The following is a 22,835-nucleotide window of genomic DNA, read 5'->3' as shown; positions in this document are numbered from 1 at the left end:
TCCAGCGCGTCGCGCACCAGCCGGTGATAGGCAAGAGGCTTGCGTCAGTCGGCTGCCTTTTGCGCCTCTGGCGCAAGACATCTGGCGCCTCGCGCGCTTCATCTGATAGTTTGTCCCGGTTTCCATCGGGAGAAATTTGATGCGCAAGATCCTGACAGTGCTGGCGGCGCTGGCTTCGCTCAGCCTGACCAATTGCGGCTACAACGCGATCCAGAGCCAGGATGAGCAGATCAAGGCCAACTGGTCGGAGGTCGTGAACCAGTATCAACGCCGCTCCGATCTCGTGCCCAATCTCGTCAACTCGGTGAAGGGCTTTGCCCAGCAGGAGAAGGACGTCCTGCTCGGGGTTACCAACGCGCGCGCCAAGGTCGGCAGCGTCCAGGCGACGCCCGAGGTGCTCAACGACCCCGCAGCCTTCCAGAAATTCCAAGCGGCCCAGGGCGAGCTCTCCAGCGCGTTGTCGCGCCTTCTGGTGGTCACGGAGAATTACCCGCAGCTCAAATCGGATGCCTTGTTCAAGGACCTGATGTCGCAACTCGAAGGCACCGAGAACCGCATCACGGTGGCGCGCAACCGCTACATCAAATCCGTGCAGGACTACAACGTCACCATCCGCTCGTTCCCGACCAATCTCACCGCGATGGCATTCGGCTACAAGGACAAGCCGAACTTCTCGGTCGAGAACGAGAAGGAGATCTCGACCGCACCGAAGGTGGACTTTAACCCAGCACCTGCGCCGTCGAAGTAGCGCGTTCGGGCTCCGATGCGCGCCACATCCTCCGCCGTCATTCCCCGCGAAAGCGGGGAATCCAGTACGCCGCGGCTTCCCGGTTCAAGCACAACCGTCTCTGGAATACTGGATCGCCCGCCTTCGCGGGCGATGACAGCGAGGTTGCTGCGCGCTCGTTCAGCCCTCTCATCGCACGGCATCCTCCTTCTTGCGCTCTTTTTCGTCTTCCTCACCTTCGCCTTCACCGCCGCAGCCGATGTTGCCGTGCCGCAGCTCACGGGCCGGGTGGTCGACCAGACCGGCACGCTGTCGAGCGGCGACATCGCCTCGCTCGACCGGAAGCTTCGGGATTTCGAGGCAAGGAAAGGTAGCCAGATCGCCGTCCTGATCGTGCCGACGACGCAACCCGAGACAATCGAGCAGTTCTCGATCCGCGTTGCGGACGCCTGGAAGATCGGGCGGAAGAAGGTCGACGACGGCGCGATCCTGCTCATCGCCAAGAACGATCGGCACTTGCGCATCGAGGTCGGCTATGGCCTCGAAGGCGCGCTCACCGACGTTACCTCGCGGCGGATCATCGACGAGGTCATCACGCCAAGGTTCAGGACGGGGGACTTCGCCGGCGGCATCTCCGACGGCGTCGACCGCATCCTCCGCGTGATCGACGGCGAGCCGTTGCCGGCGCCTGCGCGCAACACGAGCTTCAGCAGCGACATCAGCGATTTCGGCCCCGTCATTCCCTTCGCCCTGTTCGCCTCGCTGTTCGTCGGTGGTATCCTGCGCACGATGCTCGGGAGATTGCTCGGCTCGGTCGCGACCGGCGGCGTGCTCGCAGCGTTGGCCTGGTTCATGGTCGGCTCGGTCGGTCTTGCGCTGGCGGTCGGCGCCATTGCCTTCATCCTGGCCTTCATTGCCGATCTCGTTCCGATGGCGACGGGGCCGGGGACAGGTGCTTCGCGCGGCGGCTCCTGGTCGAGCGGCTCGGGCGGCGGCTGGAGCAGCGGCTCGTCGTCCAGCGACAGCGGCAGCTTCAGCGGCGGGGGCGGCGGTTTCGGTGGCGGCGGCGCGTCGGGGAGCTGGTAGTCATGAGCATCAGGCGCATCTCCAGGCATCTCCTTCAGCACCATTGGCGTGCGAAGCAGGTATTTACGCCGGACGTGCTCGCGCGCATCGAGCAAGCGATCAAACGCTGCGAGGCCAGTCACGCCGGTCAAGTCCGTTTCGTCGTCGAAGGCGCACTCGACGGCGCGGCGCTATTCCGCAACCAGCCGGCACGCGAGCGTGCGCTCGACGTCTTCTCGCATTTGCGGATCTGGGACACCGCGCACAACAACGGCGTCCTGATCTATCTCCTGCTCGCCGACCGTGACGTCGAGATCGTCGCCGACCGCGGCATCGATGCGAAGGTCGGGGCTGAAGGCTGGGAAAAGATCTGCCGTGCGATGGAGACCGAGTTCAGATCCGGCCAGTTCGAGCGCGGCGCGATCGGCGGCATCGAGGCGGTGTCGCGGGAGCTGACGAAGCATTTCCCGCCGCAGGGTCCGCATCCGAACGAGCTGCCGGACAAGCCGGTGGTGATCTGATGGGAGGTGATGTGGACGGATGCGCACCGTCGGTTCCGTCATTGCGAGCGCAGCGAAGCAATCCAGACTGTCACCGCGGCGGGATTCTGGATTGCTTCGCTGCGCCCGCAATGACGAGGGGAAGCAGCGCGATCACCTCTACCCAATGTCGTCCTGGCTTTCGCCAGGACGACATTGTGGAAGCGTCTGGGTGTTCTCTTCCTGAGGAGTGCCAGCGGCGCGCTGTCAATCATCAAGCTTGTTCAAATCCCTGACCGACTGCATGATCGGCTCGAAATTCGAGCGTGCATCGAGCGCGTCGAACAATTGCGCGGTGTCCTCCAGCAAGCCATGCGACCTTGCGATCGCAATCCGCACGTCCTCCTGCGGCGTATCCGACAGCCTGCCGTGGCCCGAGAGCAGGATCTTCGAATCCAGCCCCTTGAGGCGTTCCAGCGACTGGATGTAGTCGGCGATGCTGCCGGAGCCGAACACGCCGCCCATGACGCCGCCGGGCATCAAGGTGTCGGCGGCGAACAAGAGGCCCTTGTCCTGATCGAACAGCGTGATGCAGGCCGAGGTGTGGCCCGGCGTGTGCATCACGTTGAGGCGGAAATTGCCGAGGTCGATCAGATTGCCTTCCTCGAGCCAGATGTCGATGTTGATCGGTACGTTCGGCTCATTGAACATCTTGCGCAGCATCGAGAAATCGTCGCGCAGCATGATCTTGTTGGCGGCGAGGCGGTGGGCGGCGATGAAGGTGCGGCGCTTGTTGAAGTGCCAGGCGGCGCCGATATGGTCGAGATGCTCGTGGCTCAGCACCACCATGTCGATCTTCTCCGGCGGACAGCCGACGAAGTCGAGGCACTCCACCATCGCCGGATAGTTGGTGGAGAGCCCGACGTCGATCAGGATGGTGCGCGCCGAGCCGCGCACCAGATAGGCGTTGGCGGCCCGGTTGGCGAAGCGGATCTGGTACACGTCCTCCGCTGCCTGGATCAGCGAGCAGGTGTCGTTCTTCATCAGGATCGGAAAGGCCATCGGCTTGCGGTCGCTCATGATTGTGCTGTCCGATAGGTGACGGCGTTGGAAGCGCGCAGGCGCTTGGAGAGCGCGTCCATCACCATCAGCGCGAAGGCCGGCTGCTGGCTGACGAGATAGACGAAGCGGGCATGGTTGATCTTCATCACCCGCGTGTGCGGTGCCGCCGCGATGGCGGTCGCCGAGCGCGCCGAGCCGTCGATCACGGCCATCTCGCCGAAGAACTCGCCCTTGCCGAGAGTGACGATAGTGGTCTTGCTTGCGCCGGCGACCTTGGCAATCTCGACCTGGCCGTCGAGGACGACGAACAGCTCGCGGCCCGTCGAGCCCTCCTCGAAGATGACGTCACCGACACCAAACTCGTTGATGCACTTCTCGATCGTCATTGTGCCTCCCCTCGGCACCCCGGCCTTCTGGCTGCGGGATATCCCATGTTAGCCGGGGAGCAAGGTACGGCAAACAGGCCGTTCGGCGGAGGACGACCCGCCTGCCGCAGGGCAGCATCGGCTGACAATTTGTTTGACGCCTGCCACGCCGGTTCCACTTTCCGGGCCAAATTCGGCCCCGGATGAGTTCCTAAAATTTCGGTAAGCGGGTCCGAAGGTAAGGATTTCGCAAGCAATGAAAGTTACCAAAAGGTCAATCTTGACTGGAGTATTTGAGCCGTGAGCGAACCAATGCCCGAACAGGCCGGCCAGAACACGGGCGAATCCGCTGGCGTCCTTGATGTCGCTGCCGCGCCGCTGGCCGTTGAGGCTGCCGCCGGCATCGAGGCCCCCTCGATCGCCCCGGACCACGAGGCGCCGCCCAAGCCTGATCGGGAAAAGCCTGATCTGGAAAAGCCTGCTGTCGACAACGTCGAGGCGTCCCGGATCGTGGTGCCGAAGCTCGGCGCCGGACTGGAGGTCGAACCCAAGTCCGAAGTAAAGCCCGAGATGAAGGCCGAGACCAATCCCGGGCCGAAGCCTGGCAAGCTTATCGTGATGGCGCCCTCGGACCGCCCCTGGGAGCGCGAGGATTTCGCTCCGCATGTGAAGGCGGACGAGCCGCGCGAGACCGGCGGCAAGCGGCGCCTGTCGGCGATGGCCGCGATTGTCGCGCTCGCTGCCTGCGTCGGTGCGATCAGCGGCGCGCTGGCGACTGCCGGCGTCATGCACTTCGCCGCCACCCCGGCGCCGGCGCCTGCACAGGTACAGGTGGCCGATACCAGCGCGCTGGAAAGCTCGGTCGCCCGGATCGATGCCGATCTCGTCGCGCTCAAGGCGAGTGTCGAGCACACCTCGAAAACGGGTGTCAGCCAGTTCAACCGGACCAACGACCGCCTCGATAAGCTCGAGAAGGCGCAGGCCGAGCCGATGGCCAAGCTCGCCAAGCTGTCCGAGGCCGTCGATAAGCTCCGCGCCACGCCGCCTGCCGCGCCAGCGCAGGCCGCCGCCGCGCCCGCGAAGGATATCACTGGTTCGATCGCGTCGACCCAGGTTGCCACCGCTGCAGCCGCGCCGGCTGCCGCGCCCAAGGTTGAGGTCGGCAGGCTGCCGACTGTCGAAGGCTGGGTGCTGCGCCACGTCGCCAATGGCGGCGCATTGATCGAAGGCCGGGGAGGTCTCTACGAGGTGTATGCCGGCGATCCCGTGCCGGGTGTCGGCCGTGTCGATGCGATCCGCCGCCAGGACGGCCGCTGGGTGGTCGTCACCAGCAAAGGGCTGATCGTCGCGCGCTGAGCCGCCGGTATCCGACTTTCGAAGAGGCGCTTCACCGCGATGTGAAGCGCCTTTTTGCTTGAATAGGTGTCCTTGCGCGGTGTTAGTGGAGACATGAGCCGCGCGTTGCGAATTCTCGTTGCTGCCGTCGTCTTATTCGCCGGCGTCATTTCGCTCTCGGCCGCGGAGAACGCGCCGCTTGAACGCGGCACCGCGATCACAGATCCTGATGTTCTGCGCAAACTCGATCAGAGCGACACGCTGACGATCTCGCGCCTGTTGTCGCCGGAGCGGAACGCGGATTTTCCACTCACCACCGACCTGCTGTTCTCGTCGCTGCCGCAGCTCAAGGACATTCCGCCGGCGATCGATGCGGAATTCGATCGCTATATAGCGCAGCACAAGGCGGCATCGCCGACCGAGACCATCGGCGTCGGCGAAGGCTTTGACGTCCACTTGTTCGATCGCGCCGTCCTGAAATCCCGTGACACGCGGTTCGTGCTGGTCGGCATCGTCAACCGCATGGACCGCGCCTATGTGTCGCAAGAGTCCTGCGGCGAGATCCGCCTGATCTACCGGCTGGCGCGCTTCGACAGCATTCCCGATGGGGCTAAGACGGCGACGCGCCTGCCGATGACGCTCAACCTGGTGATGAAGGCGAGGGATGCGCGCCAGACCGATTCAAACGGCAAGTCCATCACCTGCGCCGAGGTGGCGCGGCGCTGGCTCGGCAATGGCGACTGGCAGGAACTGATTGGTAGTCGCTTCTATCCCTACGACGCCATGCTCGACCGGATCGAGACCAACATCCAGATCGCAGTCGCGCCCAAATCGACGCTGCACGATTTCCGCGCCGACTATCTCCTGAAGGTCTTCAAGTACAATCACGAGACGAAATCGTTCGAGGAATCGGTGCTGGAGAATCAGATCGACCGCGACCGGATCCTCGCCGACGATGCGCTCCGGCGCGACTTCAAGGCTTGGCTGCTCGAACCCGATCACTTTCGCGAATTCGATCGCGGCATGATCCTGATCCCGGAGAAGTTCCTGGCCAAGGCCGCGGTGGCGCCGACGCCCGCCGGCCTTGACGCTTCTGCGTTGCAGCCGGAGTTCGGCATGATGCAAGGGGAAGGCAAAGGCAACGACAAGGGCGAACCGGTCTTCACTGACAGTGACGTGGTCGGCGCGCTGAAGCAGGCAGCCGCGCGCGGCATTGCCATGGAGAACATCCGCTCGATCGCGGGCTTTCAGCGCCGCCTCAACGACGTCACCTGCGCCGGCTGCCACCAGACCCGCGGCATCGGCGGCTTCCATTTCCCGGGCGTGGATTGGCTCGCGAACAAGCCATCCAATTCCAGCATCGTGCCGGCCTCGCCGCACTTTGTCGGCGACCAAGTCCGCCGCCGCGACATCCTGACTGCGTTTGCAGAGGACAAACGTCCCGATTTTTCACGCGGATTTGCCGGCCGGCCGCAGACCCGCGGCAGCCGTGAGTTGGCCGGCACCGAATATGAGGATGGCTGGGGCGCGCATTGTTCCCTGCAAAATGCGGGATCGGGACCGGCTGACAAGAGTTTTACGTCATGGACCTGCGCCAAAGGTCTCACCTGTCAGGCTGCTTCGGCATCGAGCCGCATCGGCATGTGTTTCATCAAGCCGCGTTGAAGCATCCGCCGGAAGAGTGCGTAGCGGTCTTGCGAGAAGATCATGCGCAAGATGAGATTCGGCGAAAACCGATTCCATGACGGACACCAGCAGGCTGGCTGGCGCTGCGATAGTCGAGGTCGTCACTTCGCGTAGTGCGTCAGTCGCTTTCCCGGCAGCAAATCGTAAGCCGATTTCCAGCCGGGCAGTGCAGCGAGGCGGCGGAGCCAGGCGTGGATGGCCGGATGGCTCTTGGCGAAATCGTAGCCGTGCTCGTCGCTCGGATAGTGCAGATAAGCCATCATCGAAAAATCCGCGACCGTCGGCTTGGCGCCAATCGCGAAGGCGTTGTGCTGAAGATGTCCTTCCAGGATGCCGAGGAAATCGTCGAGCCGACGCTGAAAATGCTTCAGCACTTGCGGGTTGCCGTCCGGGATGAACGTCCGCATGAAGCGGTAGGTCGCCATGTAGCCGGTGAGCTTGTGGTTGTCCCAGAACAGCCAGCGGAGCAGCTCGAACTTCTCCTCCGCGGTCTCGCCGCCGAAGCGGCCATGCTGCTCGGCGAGCTCGAGCAGGATAGGCGCAGTCTGCGTCATCTTCACACCGTCGACCTCGAGCACGGGAATTTCGCCCATCTCGTTCACGGTTTTGCGCCATTCCGGCGTGCGCGTGACGCCGCCGCCGAAATCGGTCCAGACCGGCTCGAACGTCTCCCCGCACAGCGTCAGCATCAGCGCCAGCTTGTAGCTATTGCCGGACTCGGGGAAGTAGTGCAGGCGGTAGCTGGGCATGGGACCTCGCGAGCCAAAAATGTTGTCGTGAGATTATATCGAGATCGTCCCGCATCGTCATTGCGAGCGTAGCGAAGCAATCCAGCAATGCGTCCGCGGAAGCGCGCTATCTCCTACCGTCGGGCACCAGCGTGCCGGCCCTTACCCCACCGCTCCCGACGATCTTAGCTGCTTGATCTGCGCCTCGTCATATCCCGCTCCGCGCAAAATCTCGTCACTGTGCTCGCCGACGGCGGGGGGCTTGCGGGGCTGCACCTTCTTGGCGCCATCGATCCAGATCGGGCTGTTGATGGTGAGCATGGTGTCGTTCTCGAACGGCACCAGCACCTCGTTGTCGAGCATCTGCTTGTCGTTCGGGATGTCGTCGAGGATGCCGACGACGCCGAACACCAGCCCGTTGCCATCGAGGATCTTGCGCCATTCCGCAAGATCCCTGGTCGCGAACACCTCGTCGAAAATCTTGATCAGCTCGACCGAGCGGGCGTGGCGATCAGGCCTGGTGGCGAAGCGCGGGTCGTCGATGAGATCCTCGCGTCCCATGCAGCGCGCCAGCGTCGGCCATTGCCGGTCTTCGTTCAGAAGCGACAGGATGATCCAGCGGCCGTCCTTGCACTGATAGTGGTTGGTCACCGCGTTGAGCGCGCGTTCGCGCGGCCGTCGCTCGCCGAACTTGGCGCCGCAGAGCTTTGCCTGCGCCAGCACGCTCGCCGCCCACACACCGTTCGCCATCAGGTTGGAGGCGACGTGCGAGCCCTTGCCGGTCTTCTCGCGCTGATACAGCGCGGTGACGATGGCGCCGTAGAACGCCATGGCGCAGGGATGATCGCCCATGCCGGCGATCGAGCGGGCCGGCGTCGTGTGGGGGTCGGCGCGCACGAGATCCATCAGGCCGGAGCGCGCCCAATAGGCGTTGCTGTCGAAGCCCGGCTTGTTGGCCTCCTCGCCCTTTTCGCCGTAGCCGGTGAAGGAGGCGTAGATCAGCCGGTCGTTGAGATGAGCGAGGTGATCGTAGGTGATGCCGAGCTTGGTGCGCACCGGCGGCGGCATGTTGGTGATGAAGACGTCGGCCTCTTCCACGAGCTTGTAGAGCACGGCCTGCGCCTCCGGTTTGGAGAGGTCGAGCGCGATGCTCTTCTTGTTGCGGGCCTCCAGCAGCCAGGCGAAATTGTGCTCGCCGGTGGGATAGCCCGGCAGGTTCGGCAGATTGCGGTAGGGATCGCCGGCGCCGGGCGGCTCGATCTTGATGACGTCGGCGCCGAAATCCGACAGCACGGTCGCGGCAGCGGGCGCCGCGATGAAGCTCGCGCAGTCCAGAACCTTCAGGCCCGCAAAAATGCCCTTTTCCATCGCGGCGTTGCTCCCTCGCGCTTGTTGTTTCCCGCGCGCTGGAATTAGCGCGGCCACATCATGCGAAGCATTAGACCGATGTTCTGGCGGGATGCAACGCTCCTCGCGAGCCTCACTCCTCCCCCGCCAGCAACGCAGCATTGCCGCCGGCCGCGGCGGTGTTGATGGTCACGGTCTGCTCGGTCGCGAAGCGCGCGAGGTAGTGCGGGCCGCCGGCCTTCGGGCCGGTTCCTGACAGCCCGTTGCCGCCGAACGGCTGCACGCCGACCACGGCGCCGATCATGTTGCGGTTGACGTAGATGTTGCCGACCTGGGCCCGGTCGATGATCGCCTCGACCGTATCGTCGATGCGCGAATGGACGCCGAGAGTGAGCCCATAGCCGGTGCGATCGATCGCAGCCAACACCTGTCCAAGCTTCTCCGCCGGATAGCGTACGACGTGCAGGATTGGCCCGAACACCTCCTCGGCGAGCTGGCCGGCGTCTTTGAGCTCGAAGATGTGCGGCGCGACGAAGCAGCCGTCCGGTGCCGTGCCGGCAAAGTGCAGCCGCGCTTCCTTCTTCATCCGCGCGATGTGTGCATCCAGCCGCTGCTTGGCCTCACGATCGATCACCGGCCCGACATGGGTTGCGGCATCGCCGGCATCACCGATCTTCAACTCGCGCGCCGCGCCGGCGATCATCTCGATCATGCGGTCGGCGACATCCTCCTGCACGAACAGCAGTCGCAGCGCCGAGCAGCGCTGGCCGGCGGAACGGAAGGCCGAGGTCACGACATCGTCGGCGACCTGCTCGGGCAGCGCCGTCGCGTCCGCGATCATCGCGTTGATGCCGCCGGTCTCCGCGATCAGCGGCACGATCGGTCCCTCCTTGGCAGCAAGCGTCCGGTTGATCGCGCGCGCGACCTCGGTCGAACCGGTGAAGACGACGCCGGCGATATTGGGATGCGCGGTCAAAGCAGCGCCGATGCGGCCGTCGCCGGTGACGAGGCGCAGCGCGCTCGTGGGGACACCGGCCTCGTGCAGCAGCCGCACGGCTTCGACCGCGATGCGCGGCGTCTGCTCGGCCGGCTTGGCCACCACGCAGTTGCCGGCCATCAGCGCCGCCGTGACCTGGCCGAGGAAGATCGCGAGCGGAAAATTCCAGGGCGAGATCGCCACGAACACGCCGCGGCCGCGCAAGCCCAGCATATTGCTTTCGCCGGTCGGGCCCGGCATCGCGGTCTCGCCGCCGAACAGTCGTCGGCCCTGCGCGGCATAGTAGCGGCAGAAGTCCGCGGCCTCGCGCACCTCCGAGAGCGCGTCGTCGAGGGTCTTGCCGCCCTCGCGCTGTAGCAGGGCGATGAAATGCGCGCCGCGGCTCTCCAGCAGATGCGCGGCCTGCTCCAGCATGGCCGCGCGGGCAGCCGCAGGCGTCCGGCTCCAGGCCGCAAAGCCCGCGCGCGCTGCGGCCACCGCGGCGTTGGCCTGATCGGGTGTCGCATCGGCGACCGGCTTAAGGTCGAACGTCTCGGCCTTGATGTCGGCCAGCAGCCGTTCCAGTGCGGCGCGCTCGCCGAACTCGATACCGCGCGAATTGCGCCGGTCCGGCGCGAACAGGTCGCACGGCAGCGGGATTCTGGGGTGCGAAGCCTGTTGCGGCCGAGCGATGGCATCGGCCGGACGTTGCAGCAGCGCCGCGACCGGCACGCGATAATCAGCGGCTTGCGCCACGAAGGAGGAGTTGGCACCGTTCTCGAGCAATCGCCGCACCAGATAGGCGAGCAGGTCGCGATGGCTGCCGACCGGCGCATAGGTGCGGTGGGCGATATCGGGATGATCCTTCGCAAGCTGCTCGTAGAGCGCTTCGCCCATGCCGTGCAGGCGCTGGAACTCGAAGCCGCCGCTCTTGCCCGCGAGCGCCAGCACGGTCGCAACCGTCAGTGCGTTGTGGGTGGCGAATTGCGGGAAGATGCGCGGTCGCAAGGCGAGAAGCTTCCGCGCGCAGGCGACGAAATTCAAGTCCGTCATCGCCTTGCGCGTGAACACGGGATAACCGTCGAGCCCGCGCTCCTGCGCGCGCTTGATCTCGGTGTCCCAATAAGCGCCCTTGACCAGCCGCACCATCAGCTTGCGATCATGTGCATGCGCAAGCTCGTCGACGTAGTCGATCACCGCGCTCGCGCGTTTCTGATAGGCCTGGATGGCGAGCCCGAAGCCGTCCCAGCCGGCGAGCGAGGCATCGGCAAGCGTTGCCGCGATCACGTCGAGCGACAGCTCCAGCCGGTCGGCTTCCTCGGCGTCGACGGTGAAGTTGAGGTCGTACGTCTTGGCGCGCTGCGCGAGATCGAGCAGCAGCGGCACCAGCTCGTGCATCACGCGGTCGCGGCTGATCGCCTCGAAGCGGGGATGCAGCGCCGAGAGCTTGACGGAGATGCCGGGCCGGTCGGGCAGGGAGTGGTTGCCCGCTGCCTTGCCGATGGTTTCGATCGCGCTGGCATAGGCGTCGAAATAGCGCTTCGCATCGGCCGCCGTGCGCGCGCCCTCGCCAAGCATGTCGAAGGAATAGCGCGGCTGGTGGCCGGAGCGCGGCCCGCTCCGCTCCAGTGCCTGTTCGATGGTCTCACCGAGTACGAAATGATTGCCCATCAGCCGCATCGCCTGACGCGTGGCGGCGCGCACTGCCGGCGCTCCGAGCCGCTTCACCAGTCGGCCGATGGTACCCTCGGGCGTCTCGCCGGGCTGGATCACCCGCGCCGACAGGCCGAGCGCCCAGGCCGACGCGTTGACCAGGAAGGCCGTGGACTTGGTCTCGTGATGGATGAAGTCGCCCTCGCCGAGCTTGTCCTCGATGAACTGGTCGGCAGTGCGCGCGTCCGGCACGCGCAGGAGCGCCTCGGCCAGCACCATCAGCGCCAGCCCCTCCTTGGTCGAGAGCGCGAACTCGCGCAGCATATCCTCGACCCCGCCGAGGCGGTCGTCGCGCTTGCGGATCGCCTCGATCAGCCGGGTGGCGGTGCGATCGATCCGCGCCTCCTGCGACGAGCTGAGATGCCCGGCTGGCAGCAGGCGCGCGGCGATATCGGCGTCATCGGGCGCATAAGATGCGGCGAAAGGGGGAGGGATGTTTGGCATGGCAGGGTCCTGTGATCGAAAGCCAAGCTAGTCCGCTCATTGCCGTAGTTCGATAGACAAATACGTCATTTTGCCTTAGGAAATAAAGATTGATGCCCGGCAGGCCGTAAAAAATATGGAACTGGACCGAATCGACCGGAAAATTCTCTCGATTTTGCAGGAGGATGGTCGCATCGCCAATGTCGAGCTCGCCGAACGCATCGGCCTGTCGCCGACCTCGATCGGCGAGAGGCTGAAGCGGCTGCAGCGCGAGGGCTTTGTCGAAGGCTATGGCGCGAGACTCAACCCGCATCGGCTCGGTCTCGGATTCCTGGTGTTCGTCGAGGTGTTGCTCGACAAGACCACGCCGGAGAATTTCGAGCGCTTCGCGCGCGCAGTGAAGCTCGCACCCGAGGTTTTGGAGTGTCACATGGTTGCGGGCGGCTTCGACTATCTCTTGAAGGCTCGCCTTGCCGACATGACCGCGTATCGGCGCTTCCTCGGCGAGACCTTGCTGTCGATGCCGGGTGTGCGCGAGACGCGCACTTATGCGGTGATGGAGGAGATCAAGCGCGACGCACCGTTGCCGGTGGGCTGACATGTGGCGTCGCGATTGTCATTGCTGTGGCGTTGAATAACCGGTCTTCGCAGGCAAAATAGCTATCCGTGCGCAATCGCAACGCCTGTCGTCGAATGCACTGACCGTCTTCTAAAATTTTCTTGGCCTCACTCCCGAAAGACATCCGGGAGGCAGCAAAGGCTGGCGGGCTTATACTTTGAGGTTCTCTGCGGAGGTCTTGCCCCGGTTTGCGATCTCTTCATATTCCACCGTCTGTCCCTCGTTGAGCGTGGACAAACCGGCCTTCTGCACTGCCGAGATATGCACGAACACATCCTTGCCGCCCGACGCAGGCTGGATAAATCCATAACCCTTCGTCGGGTTGAACCACTTGACCGTACCTTTGGGCATCACGTCTTCTCCGCGGGTCTTCCTCCGAGATCACGAACCGCCAGTCCCCGCCAACCGGCCGGTTCGGTCCTAACAGGATACGCGGAATGTTGCGGGCTTGATAGCTCAAACCGCACGAGCATTTTGCCGAAATCCGCTCAACTTCGCGGCGTTTCTGCCGGTTTTGCCCGTTTAGCGATCATTTGGCCCGCACGTGCCGCGACCCGGTCAATACGTCGCGGCCAGATAGTCGACGATCTTGCCGATGTCGGCATCGTCGATCGGCGCGCCGTAGACCTTGATCATCTTGGTCACCTCGGCCTGCCAGAAGGCTTTCTTGTCCTTCATGGGCGGCTGTGTGTTGACGTAATCGGCCGAGTGGCAAGCCGTGCAATTGCCCTGGACGACCTCGAGATTGGGGCCGGGCTTGAAGGCAGCGACCTCGTCCGGGGTTTTGTAGTTGACAGGCGCGGCGGTCACCGTGGCGGGGCTGGTCGCAAGCCAGCCGAGGCCGGCGGCAAGCGCGATGGCGGGGAGAACAGTTCGTTGCATGGTTATTCTCCTTCAGGCCACGGTCACGCGAACGGTTTCGACGACGTTGCGCAAATAGCCTGCCGGGTTCCAGCGCGGCGTGTCCGGCTGCGTCTCACCACCATTGCCGGTTGCGCGAACCTTGAGGTCGTAGGAGCCGGCCGCGAGCTTCACCGGCAGCTTCCATTCGCGGAAGGAATATTTGCCGAGATCCTTGCCGAGCTGCGCGTTGGTCCAGGTCTTGCCGCCGTCCGTGGAGACCGCGACCTCCTTGATGCCCTTGCCGCCGTCGAAAGCGATGCCGCGCAGCATCGTGCGTCCCGCCTTCAGCTTGCCGCCATTGGGCACGCTGGTGATGAAAGAGCGGATGGTGAAGCGGTTGATCGGGATCGTCGCCTTGGGCGTGGTGCCGGGCTCGACCGCGTTGTTCGGCGTGTCCGGAATGCGATAGGCCGACTTCATCCAGAAGCCGTCATAGACATTGTCGATGACGGTGATCTCGTTGAGGTGCTTGACCCAGTAGGTGCCGTAATAGCCGGGCACGATCAGGCGCAGCGGAAAGCCGTTGAGGAACGGTAGGTCTTCGCCGTTCATGCCGTAGGCCAGCATCACCTCGCCGTCAGTGGCATGATCGAGATCGAGCGCCTTAACGAAATCCGGCGTCTTGTCGCTGGTCGGGCCGTCCATGCCGTTGAAGGTGACCTGCTTGGCGCCGGCCTGCACGCCCGCCATCTCGAGCACGGTCTTCAGCGGCACGCCGCGCCAGCGCGCATTGCCCATGGCGCCGTTGGCGAGCTGACCGCCGGCGACGCGCGGATCGAAGAAGCCGCGGCTGTTGCCCGAGCACTGGTTGACGGCGACGACCTCGGTCGCCTTCATCTTCCTTATGTCCTTCAGTGACAGCTTGAGCGGCTTGTCGACTTTGCCCTTGACCTCGAGCGTGAACTTGTCGGGATCGAGATTGTAGGGCAGCTCCGACAGGTGATAGCGGACGAAGAACGCGTTGTTCGGCGTGATCGGGCCGTCGTTGAAGACTGCGAACGGCGTCTCGAGCTGCGGCGGCCGGCTGGTCAGGCCGATCATCGGCCGCTTCTGCGGATATTTCACCAGCGGCCGTTCGCCATTGGCGAAGGGCAGGGTGACGGTGTCCACGGCGAGCGCCTTTGTAGCGCTTGCGCCGAAGCCTGCCGCCAACGCGGCAAGGCCTGCTCCTTTGAGCAGATCGCGTCTGTCGATCATGTGTCTCCCCCCGGAGATTTTTGCGCTTAGGTCGCGGTCATCACCGCAAGCTCGCGATCATCTGTTGCACCGATGGCGGCGAAGTCAATTCGTGCTTTCGCAGCAGGGCCATGCCGCTGCGCTGCAACAACGCGGTGTTACGCCGCGATGCGCTCGCCGCCCGCGACCAGGGCCGCCAACAGCCTGACATCCGCGATGACGCGCACGGTCATCGGCTCGTCGCGGCCGCGGATCGTCGCCTCCTGCTGCGGCAGCGCATCGTCGCGCAGGCCGGCGGTGCGGCGGACCTCCTCCGAGACGATGGCCTCGCAGGCCAGCGTCTTGGTCATGTCCTGGAGGCGGGCGGCGACGTTGACGGCGTCGCCGAGCGCGGTGAAGACGATGTGATCGCGGTAGCCGATGTCGCCGATGATGACCTCGCCGCCGTGAATGCCGATGCCGAAGCGGATCGGCTGGCGCAGATCGTGGCCCAGGAGTTCGTTGAGCTCGTCGACATGGACGGCGATTCCGGCGGCGGCCTTCAGCGCCTGGCGGCAGGCGGTCTGCGGATCCGCTGTGAGCCCGAACAGAGCCAGCATGCCGTCGCCGACGAACTGGTTCGGCTGGCCGCCGTTCTCGATCACGGCCTGCGACACCGCGCCGAGGAAACGGTTGACGATGAAGACGGTGTCGAACGGCAGCCGCTTCTCGGCGAGCTGCGTCGAGCCGCGCATGTCGACGAACAGGCTGACGAGATAGCGCTCCTGGCCGATCCGTGCCGGCGTTGAGGCCTGCGCATTGGCCGCCAGCGTGTGCGGCGTGAAGAGCTGGAAGAAGGAAAGATCGCACGTCGGGCGCAACTGGCAGGCCAGCCTGATCGAGGGATCGGTGGTGCCGACGCGGGTGAGCACGAACGCCTCGCGCTGCGACGGCTCGGGCAGGGCGCCATGATCGCCGATGACGCGGATGCGGCAGGTCGAGCAGCGCGCGCGGCCGCCGCAGACGCTGGCATGTGGCACGTTGTGGCGCAGGCTTGCTTCCAGCACGGAGAGCCCCTTGGGCACGCGCACCGTCTTGCCGTTGCCGTAGGACAACGCGATCATGCCGCCGCGTCGCTCGCGCAAGGCGCGCACCCCGCGTCCGAGCAGCACCAGCCCGAGCAGGCCGAGATAGCTGACGGTAAGGCCGCCGGTGATGCGGTCGAGCGTATCGGCCTCCGCGGCGGTGCCGAGCTGGCGCCGGGTCAGATTGTGCGCGCGCCATTCGCCGTCGTCGCTATCGGCCGCAACGCTGCGGCCGCCCTGGTAGACGCCGAGCAGCGCCAGCGTCGGGATCAGCACGGCGGCTGCGAGCAGATAGGGCGCGGCGCGCGTGAAGAACGATTTGAGCCGAAGCCAGAAATAGATTCCGATGCAGCCATGCACCCAGGCGATCACGAGCAGGATCGTCATCAGCCAGATCCGGTTGGATGACCCGACGAAGAACAGATAGAGCTCCTGCGGATAGAGCTTCTGGTGTCCGTAGAGGGTCTGCCCGAGTCGCACGCCGATGACATGCGCCATGACGAGGGCGGGGATGCTTAACCCCAGCACGAGCTGGAGCGGCTCGATGGTCTTCCAGCGGAACTGCCGGCGTTGGTACAGCGCGTAGACGCCGAGCCCCATATGCGTCAGCGCCGCCGTGTAGAACACGACGGCGACCGGCAGGAACTGCCAGAAGGCCGTGTGGTAGTAGACCCCGGCCTCCATCGCATCGACCGAGATGTTGCCGAGCGCATGGTTGAGGAAATGGCTGACCACGTAAGAGAAAAGGATGAATCCGCAGACCAGCCGCACCTGCCGCAGGCTGGTGCCGCGGACCATTTCGGACATTCGTGCGGAAGCGGTGGCCATGATGCGGTTGTATCAGTTCATGAAGGAGAACAGCCAGCGGAGAGTTTAATTCCGGCGAGGGACGGCTTCTCCGATCACATCCGCGGCAAGCCGCCACACACTCCATCGTCCCGGGCAAGCGTCGCGCAGGAATCGTAGGTGGGCAAAGGCGCTCCTGCGCCGTGCCCACCCTTCCGGCGCTTCCGTGATGGTGGGCGCGCTTCGCTTTGCCCACCCGACAAACCGGCGTCCCGGCGCGAGAAATCCAGGGCACCACTTCGGCGCATTGACTCCCCCTCTCAAGTCGGGGAAAAGCGCGGCCGTGACGACGGCCGCCGACATGACAGGAAAGCCCGACGGTGCCGCGCGCCGAGCCCTTGTCACGGCCGCGCTCGTGATCGCGGCAATGACGCTGCTGCGCATCGTCTACGCCTCTGCAATCGAGCTGCGTACTGACGAGGCCTATTACTGGACCTGGTCAAAGGAAGCCGCGCTGAGCTTCCTCGATCACCCCCCGATGATCGCCTGGTTCATCCGCTTCGGCACCGCGATCTTCGGCGACACCACGCTCGGCGTCCGCTTCGGCGGCATCGTCGCGATGGCGGTCACGCAGCTCCTGCTCTTCGACGTCGTCCGCCGCGTCACCCACGACGTGCGTGCGATCGTGCTCGCGGTGCTGATGCCGGAGGCAGCGCTCTATTACGGGCTCTTGATGTCCAAGGTTGCGCCCGATGTCGCCATGATCCCGTTTGCGATGGCGATGATGTGGTCGCTGGTCCGACTCGCGCAGAGCGGTGACGGCCGCTGGTGGCTCGCGGCCGGCCTGTTCGCCGGGCTATCGCTGCTGTCGAAATTCACCGCGATCATGTTCGCGCCCGCCGTCGCCGCCTTTCTGCTGGTGCCGGATTGGCGGTGGCGCTGGCTGCGCAGCCCTTATCCTTATCTCGCCGTGGTGATCGCGATCGCCGTGTTCTCGCCGGTGCTGATCTGGAACGCCGGGCACGATTGGGCCTCGTTCCGCTTCCAGGGCGTGCGCGCCACGGCCAGTTACGGCATCTCCTTGCGCACCGTCGGCGATTATGTCGGGCTGCAATTCGGCCTCGTCGGTTTCGTGATGCTGCCGGTGGTGCTGTCGGGCCTGGTGCTGGCAGCATGGCGCGGCTATCGCACGCGCGAGCCGGTCGCGATCCTGCTGTCGACCGCGGTGCTGGTGCCGTTCCTCTATTTTCTCGTGAAATCGTTCACGCTTAGGGTCGGCGACACCTGGCCTATGTTCATGTGGCCGGTCGGCTTCGCTGCCGCCGCGATCAACCTCTCGATGCTGTTGCGCGAGCGCTGGTCGGCGCAGATGCTCAAGTCGTCGGTGTTCTGGGCCAATACAGCAGTCGTTTCAGGGATCGCGTTCGTCGTCCTGGTGTTCCTCTACTATGTCGCCGCGCCCTGGAATTTCCTCGGAAAGATCGATCCGATCGGCGCCGAGGCCGGCTACGAGCAGGTTGCGGCGCGGGCGCAGGCTGCGCTGGACGAGACCGGCGCGACCTGGATCGCAACCACGGATTACCGCACCTACGCCATGATGCGCTGGCTGTTCAGGGGGCGCGTGCCGGTGATCGAGATCAACGAGCGCGGCCGTTTCCAGGACTTTCGCGATCCGGGAATGGACAGGATCAGAGGCCATGCCGGAATCTATGTCGGCCGCGAGCCCGACAATCATGCGGCAGTATGGCAATCGATCCCCGCCAAGCGTGAGCCGCTGGCAGAGGTCGAGCGCCGCTGGCGCGGCCGCGTGATGGACACCTACGCCCTGGAAAAGCTCACCGGCTGGACCCCGGACCTCGCGCCGAAAAAGGACTCGCCGCTGTTCCAGTGGCGGGTGCTGGCGGCGGAATTCGAGAAGCGTGCGCTCGCCTAGCGAGGCAAGCTCCGACCTCTTCCCTTCTCCCCTTGTGGAGAAGGTGCCATGAAGAAACACAATTATATTCAGATAGTTAGTTAATTGATGTCCCTATTGGATCCGTTACGGATGACGATCAAACCGCAGTCCAGCCGCGTGGACGAAAGCGTGGTTCCTGAGGCGTGCATCTCCGAGCAGGTCTGCCCATTCGATGACCTCCACCATTCCCCGAAACTTGCCACCTAGCTCTTGGATACGGCCTCGGCCATTCAACGTTGTGCGCCAGCCGTTGGTGTGAATTTCAAGTTTACCAACAATGTCTGCGACCACGTAGCAATAGAAAATGCAGTCGTCTGCGATACGGACGCGGGTATTACGAAAGTCCTCGATCTCCCCATTCTTCAACCGCGTGATGTACTCACTGATCTGGTTCATGGGGGAGTGCGCAGCGTATCAGCCATTAACCTGGCATCGTTGGCAGGATTGTCGAGCCTGGGAATATAACGGTACGACGAGTTACCAACGACGAGAGCAACGCGCCTATCGGCTACTGCCGTACTCGGCGACACGACCTGGAGTGTGACTGCCAACATAAGTAAGGCTGCGAGTTGCTTCATATGTAGGCCCCCCTCCTACAACCAGAACGGAAATACAATAGTCTTAGGTGAAAGGCGCTGATCTCTCAAGGTGAAGTTGCGCGTCGAGACCGAGTCTCAAAGCGGATGCCCCCATGTCCTCAATCAAGGAATATGCTTTACCTAGGCTCTAGGGAGCCATGCTTGCACTATTGCGAGCACAAGATCGTTCACGCCGGCACATGCGACTAAGATCTACGCGAACCTCCTGCTTCACGTGGTGCCCTCGAAGCAGTCCGTCATTGTCCCTCGGGCGTTACGCAATTGGTATCTGCCATCCGACCCCATCCAATCTGTAGTTGCAACACAGGCTACAATGGCGGAATATTGCCTTCCGGCAACAGCTTTTGCGCCTGTTGTTCGCGATCCACCCACGGCGCCACAAGGGGAGAGGGGGCAGCGGCAGCGCGGCGAGAGCCGCGCGTTACTCCTCATCCTCTTTCTTCCGCAACAAATCCGTGGCGAGGTCGGACAGTTTGGGCTGCGGCAGCGCCGCGAAGGGCAGCGGCCGCGTGACGTCGATCGCGGCCAATCCCAGCCGCGCGGTCAGCAAGCCGTTGAGCACGCCCTCACCGAGCCGCTGCGACAGTTTTGCCGCGATGCCGTGCCCGAGCATCTGCTGCACCAGGCTGTCGCTCGCGGCCATGCCGCCCGTGATGGCGAGATGGGCGATGACGTGACGTATGAGGCGGATCATGCCGAGCGCGCCGGGCCGCCCGCCATAGAGCTGGGCAAGTTGCCGGATCAGCCGGAGCGAGGCCACGAACACGAACAGCACGTCGATCAGCGCGCGTGGGCTCACGGCGGTCACGATCGAGACCCGCTGTGCGGCTGACGACACCAGCCGCCGCGCCTCCGCATCCAGCGGCGACATCAACTCGCGCTCGGCGAGCCGGATCATGTCGGCGCCGTCGATGATCTCGCCGGCGTGACTTTGGAGGGCGGCGCGGGCGCGCGCGAGTTGCGGGTTCTGGTGCGCGATCTCGAGCAGGTCCTGCACGATGGCGCGGCTCTCGCTGCGATCGTCGCTGGCAAGCACTGCCGCCGCGCGCTGATGCAACTTCTCGATCGCGGCGAGCCGCGCCAGGCCGAACGCCTCGCGGCCGATGACGGCAGCGAGCGCAAGCGCGGTGACGAAAGCAAGGGCAAGGGCGATGATCCCGAGACTCTCGCTGCGCGCAAAGAGATCCTCAATCAGATGGACGACGCCGAGCCCGACCCCGAGCAGCGTCAGGCCAGCGACGCCGGACCAGAACAGCGCGCCCCAGGGCAAGCCGCGCCGCGCAGGAAGCGCGGTTTCGATCTGCACCGGCATTGTCGACGGATCGGGCTCCGGCGTGATCTGGATCGTGCCGCGACTGATCCGTCCCGTCTCGTCAGCTTCGGTGACGACGACGCCGGGATCGTCCAGCCGGAACGTCGCCGGCCGCCGCTGCTGGGGTCGGTCGTTCATAGCAGCTTGTCTCCGATCAGGAACTGCAAGGCACGGTCGAGGCGGATGTGAGGCAGCGCCGGCTCTTCCGTTCCCTCGCGTTCGAGCTTGGGCGGGCGGAAGCGCAGGAAGCGGAAGTCACTCGTTCCGGCGGCGGCCGTCGAGAGGCCGCGAAACGCATCGGTGCCGTTGAACAGCGCCTCGGGATCGGCGGGCAGGTCGCCCGGAAAAGTTGCCACTTCCGTGTTGCCGTCGAAGAACTCGCCACCCGCGCTTTCGCCCGCCGCCGGCGTCCCCAGGATCGACGGCAGCCTGTCGCGGCCACGCGCGACCTGCGCCTCGCGGGTGGCGCGCACGGCGGCGAGTGCCACCACGTCGATCTCCGCGCCGGTGGTTTCGGCGCGCGCCACGGCGCGCATGACCGCGCGGCGCAGCACGGCCTCGAGCCGGTCGTGACTGGAATGATGCAGATGGTCTGCTTTCGTCGCCGCAAACAGGATGCGGTCGATGCGCGGCCGGAACAGGCTGGAGAGGAAAGTGCTGCGCCCGATGCGGAAGCAGTCGAGGATGCCGGCGAGCGCGGCTTCGAGATCGTGCAGCGCCTCGGGTCCGGCGTTGAATGCGGCGAGCGCATCGGCCAGCACGATCTGGCGGTCGAGCCGGGCAAAATGATCGCGGAAGAACGGCCGCACCACGACGTCCTTGTAGGCTTCGAATCGGCGGACCATCATCGCCCACAGCGAGCCGTCCGGCGCCTGCCGGCCGGCTGGCACGTCGAGCGGTGCAAAGGTCAGCGCCGGCGTGTCGGCGAGATTGCCGGGCATCAGGAAGCGGCCGGGCGGCAGCAGGCTCATGGCAAAGCGCTCGTCGCGACAGGCGCGCAAATAGCCGGTGAAGAGCTTGGCGGCCGTCAGCGTCGCCTGCTCGTCCTCGCGCGCCTCCGGCTTCAAGGTCGAAAGATGTGCATGCCATTCGGCGGCGAGATGCGCACGCGGCGCCTCGCGCGAGAGCGCGAGACTCTCCGCCGACCATTGCTCGTAGCTCTTCTGGAGCAGCGGTAGGTCGAGCAGCCATTCGCCGGGATAATCGACGATGTCGAGCGTCAGGGTCCGGTCCGCACCGTTCTGGCGCTGGTAGTCGATGACGAGGCGCAGCTCGCTGATGTCGACGGTCGAGTTCGGCCAGCGCCGCTCCTCGATCAGCGCGCGCAGATGGTTTTCATAGGCGAAGCGCGGCACCGCATCGTCGGGCTGCGGCGCCAGATGCGCCCGCGCGATCCGGCCCGACGCGTAGGCCTCGAACACCGGAAACCGCCCGCCGCGGGTGAGGCCATGGATCAGGGCGGTGATGAACACCGTCTTCCCGGCGCGCGACAGGCCGGTGACGCCGAGCCGCACCGTCGGATTGAAGAAGTGCTCGCCATAGTCCATCAGCGCCCGGGCCGACAGGCGCGCCTCCTCGACCATATCCTGAAAACTGAATGCCATATGAACGAGGGATCTCGGGCGGGGTACGCAAAATGGATTAGTCACAAAAGTGGCAACTGCCTGACGAAAATCAAGCTTCATACTTCCACCGCGTTTGTCGGCGAAGCAGCGCTTGAACTCCCCGCCGAGCCCGCAAGACCCATATAAGAGTGCTATAGCGTCGCCTTCGGATTGCCATGACTGTCTTCAGATTGAAGCTACTCGCGTCCAGCTCGGTTCATGCCGCAGCCGATGCGATCGGCTGGAACTACGATCGCGCCGAGCTGATCGCCGACGGCGTCATCCACGCCATCGGCGTGCTTGCCGGCATCATTGCCGCAACCGTCCTGGTGGTGCTCGCGGCGGTCTATGCTAGCGCGGTCGATATCGTCGGTGTGTCGATCTACGTCGCCGGCCTGCTCTCGATGCTGGTGCTGTCGGCGACCTATAACCTGTGGCCGGTGTCGCCGGCGAAATGGGTGCTGCGGCGCTTCGACCATTCCGCGATCTATCTTCTGATTGCCGCGACCTATACGCCGTTCATCCTGGAGCTGAAGGACAGCGTGTTCGCGCTGGCGCTGCTCGTCTGCGTCTGGTGCGTGGCGATCCTGGGCATCGTGCTGAAGCTCGCCTGGCCCGGCCGCTTCGACCGCGTCTCGATCGGCATCTATCTCGCCATGGGCTGGAGCGGCCTGATGCTCTACGACGCCGTGGTCAAGGCGCTGCCTGCGATGGCGCTGGGCTTCGTCCTCGCGGGCGGTGCGCTCTATTCACTCGGTGTGATCTTCCACGCCTGGCGGCGTCTGCGCTTCCAGAATGCGATCTGGCACGGCTTTGTCTTGGCCGGCGCGGCGTGCCATTATACCGCGGTGCTCGACCTCGTGTTGAGCTGAGCAAGACCAAAAGCGGTATAAGAATAAGAGGAGACGTCGC

General features: G+C 64.6%; 21 protein-coding genes. 8 read left to right on the top strand and 13 right to left on the bottom strand.

Annotated elements, in window-relative coordinates; all coding sequences use genetic code 11:
• The first annotated feature begins 139 nt into the window (after nt 1-139).
• The 3 genes from MTX21_RS19500 to MTX21_RS19490 all read left to right on the top strand — a co-directional run bounded on the left by MTX21_RS19500 (nt 140) and on the right by MTX21_RS19490 (nt 2,313).
• Nucleotides 140-748, top strand: a complete 609-nt coding sequence (locus MTX21_RS19500) for a LemA family protein (protein WP_280966373.1) — start codon at nt 140-142, stop codon at nt 746-748.
• 180 nt (nt 749-928) lie between these two features.
• Nucleotides 929-1,813 carry a YgcG family protein gene (locus MTX21_RS19495; RefSeq protein ID WP_280971106.1) on the top strand — a complete coding sequence of 295 codons (885 nt, stop codon included), beginning with the start codon at nt 929-931 and terminating at the stop codon, nt 1,811-1,813.
• A 2-nt stretch (nt 1,814-1,815) separates the two neighbouring features.
• Complete coding sequence (locus MTX21_RS19490; RefSeq protein WP_280966372.1) at nt 1,816-2,313, top strand: TPM domain-containing protein; 498 nt, start codon at nt 1,816-1,818, stop codon at nt 2,311-2,313.
• Between the two features lie 225 nt (nt 2,314-2,538).
• On the opposite strand, the gene MTX21_RS19485 is transcribed toward MTX21_RS19490, so the two are convergent.
• Both MTX21_RS19485 and MTX21_RS19480 read right to left on the bottom strand, forming a co-directional pair.
• Nucleotides 2,539-3,351 carry an MBL fold metallo-hydrolase gene (locus tag MTX21_RS19485; protein WP_280966371.1) on the bottom strand — a complete coding sequence of 271 codons (813 nt, stop codon included), beginning with the start codon at nt 3,349-3,351 and terminating at the stop codon, nt 2,539-2,541.
• The gene (locus tag MTX21_RS19480) at nt 3,348-3,719 is read right to left on the bottom strand and encodes a Crp/Fnr family transcriptional regulator (protein WP_280966370.1); all 372 of its coding nucleotides are present in this window, start codon (nt 3,717-3,719) and stop codon (nt 3,348-3,350) included. Before MTX21_RS19480 ends, MTX21_RS19485 begins: the two co-directional genes overlap by 4 nt.
• A 291-nt stretch (nt 3,720-4,010) precedes the next feature.
• Here MTX21_RS19480 and MTX21_RS19475 point away from each other — a divergent pair, with 291 nt between their 5' ends.
• Nucleotides 4,011-5,054 carry a hypothetical protein gene (locus MTX21_RS19475; RefSeq protein WP_280971105.1) on the top strand — a complete coding sequence of 348 codons (1,044 nt, stop codon included), beginning with the start codon at nt 4,011-4,013 and terminating at the stop codon, nt 5,052-5,054.
• Between the two features lie 93 nt (nt 5,055-5,147).
• Nucleotides 5,148-6,698 (top strand): hypothetical protein, encoded by a 1,551-nt coding sequence (locus MTX21_RS19470; protein ID WP_280966369.1) that lies wholly within the window; start codon nt 5,148-5,150, stop codon nt 6,696-6,698.
• Between the two features lie 122 nt (nt 6,699-6,820).
• Here the strand turns inward: MTX21_RS19470 and MTX21_RS19465 are convergent, their stop codons facing one another.
• The 3 genes from MTX21_RS19465 to putA form a co-directional block, all read right to left on the bottom strand.
• Nucleotides 6,821-7,468, bottom strand: a complete 648-nt coding sequence (locus MTX21_RS19465; protein ID WP_280966368.1) for a glutathione S-transferase family protein — start codon at nt 7,466-7,468, stop codon at nt 6,821-6,823.
• Between the two features lie 141 nt (nt 7,469-7,609).
• Nucleotides 7,610-8,815: a CoA transferase gene (locus MTX21_RS19460; protein WP_280966367.1), complete on the bottom strand. Its 1,206-nt coding sequence runs from the start codon at nt 8,813-8,815 to the stop codon at nt 7,610-7,612.
• Between the two features lie 112 nt (nt 8,816-8,927).
• Nucleotides 8,928-11,927 (bottom strand): bifunctional proline dehydrogenase/L-glutamate gamma-semialdehyde dehydrogenase PutA, encoded by a 3,000-nt coding sequence (putA, locus tag MTX21_RS19455; protein ID WP_280966366.1) that lies wholly within the window; start codon nt 11,925-11,927, stop codon nt 8,928-8,930.
• Nucleotides 11,928-12,042: 115 nt separating this feature from the next.
• Between putA and MTX21_RS19450 the strand changes: the two genes are divergently transcribed.
• Nucleotides 12,043-12,504 carry an Lrp/AsnC ligand binding domain-containing protein gene (locus MTX21_RS19450; RefSeq protein ID WP_280966365.1) on the top strand — a complete coding sequence of 154 codons (462 nt, stop codon included), beginning with the start codon at nt 12,043-12,045 and terminating at the stop codon, nt 12,502-12,504.
• A gap of 171 nt (nt 12,505-12,675) precedes the next feature.
• Here the strand turns inward: MTX21_RS19450 and MTX21_RS19445 are convergent, their stop codons facing one another.
• From MTX21_RS19445 to MTX21_RS19430, 4 genes are all read right to left on the bottom strand, one after another.
• Nucleotides 12,676-12,876, bottom strand: coding sequence for a cold-shock protein (locus MTX21_RS19445; protein WP_027527932.1), 201 nt, complete (start codon nt 12,874-12,876; stop codon nt 12,676-12,678).
• A 207-nt stretch (nt 12,877-13,083) separates the two neighbouring features.
• On the bottom strand, nt 13,084-13,407 hold the full coding sequence (locus MTX21_RS19440) for a cytochrome c (RefSeq protein ID WP_280966364.1): 324 nt from the start codon (nt 13,405-13,407) through the stop codon (nt 13,084-13,086).
• Between the two features lie 12 nt (nt 13,408-13,419).
• Nucleotides 13,420-14,625, bottom strand: a complete 1,206-nt coding sequence (locus MTX21_RS19435) for a molybdopterin-dependent oxidoreductase (protein ID WP_280966363.1) — start codon at nt 14,623-14,625, stop codon at nt 13,420-13,422.
• A 137-nt stretch (nt 14,626-14,762) separates the two neighbouring features.
• Entirely contained in the window at nt 14,763-16,496 is a 1,734-nt protein-coding gene (locus MTX21_RS19430; protein ID WP_280966362.1) for an adenylate/guanylate cyclase domain-containing protein, read from the bottom strand.
• A gap of 319 nt (nt 16,497-16,815) precedes the next feature.
• On the opposite strand from MTX21_RS19430, the gene MTX21_RS19425 reads away from it, so the two are divergent.
• On the top strand, nt 16,816-18,387 hold the full coding sequence (locus MTX21_RS19425) for a glycosyltransferase family 39 protein (protein WP_280971104.1): 1,572 nt from the start codon (nt 16,816-16,818) through the stop codon (nt 18,385-18,387).
• 105 nt (nt 18,388-18,492) lie between these two features.
• On the opposite strand, the gene MTX21_RS19420 is transcribed toward MTX21_RS19425, so the two are convergent.
• From MTX21_RS19420 to MTX21_RS19410, 4 genes are all read right to left on the bottom strand, one after another.
• Nucleotides 18,493-18,804, bottom strand: coding sequence for a hypothetical protein (locus MTX21_RS19420; protein ID WP_280966361.1), 312 nt, complete (start codon nt 18,802-18,804; stop codon nt 18,493-18,495).
• Nucleotides 18,801-18,962, bottom strand: coding sequence for a caspase family protein (locus tag MTX21_RS40095; RefSeq protein WP_348637484.1), 162 nt, complete (start codon nt 18,960-18,962; stop codon nt 18,801-18,803). Before MTX21_RS40095 ends, MTX21_RS19420 begins: the two co-directional genes overlap by 4 nt.
• 466 nt (nt 18,963-19,428) lie before the next feature.
• Nucleotides 19,429-20,457, bottom strand: coding sequence for a TIGR01620 family protein (locus MTX21_RS19415; RefSeq protein WP_280966360.1), 1,029 nt, complete (start codon nt 20,455-20,457; stop codon nt 19,429-19,431).
• A complete protein-coding gene (locus MTX21_RS19410; RefSeq protein ID WP_280966359.1) occupies nt 20,454-21,923 on the bottom strand; it encodes a YcjX family protein in 1,470 nt (489 codons plus the stop codon). Before MTX21_RS19410 ends, MTX21_RS19415 begins: the two co-directional genes overlap by 4 nt.
• Before the next feature lie 176 nt (nt 21,924-22,099).
• Here MTX21_RS19410 and MTX21_RS19405 point away from each other — a divergent pair, with 176 nt between their 5' ends.
• Nucleotides 22,100-22,795 (top strand): hemolysin III family protein, encoded by a 696-nt coding sequence (locus MTX21_RS19405; protein ID WP_280966358.1) that lies wholly within the window; start codon nt 22,100-22,102, stop codon nt 22,793-22,795.
• Nucleotides 22,796-22,835: the final 40 nt, after the last annotated feature.

The sequence above is a fragment of the Bradyrhizobium sp. ISRA430 genome (genome assembly GCF_029909975.1).
GTDB lineage: Bacteria > Pseudomonadota > Alphaproteobacteria > Rhizobiales > Xanthobacteraceae > Bradyrhizobium.
Note: the sequence above shows the minus strand (reverse complement) of the source record. Positions and strands in the feature narration are given on the sequence as shown.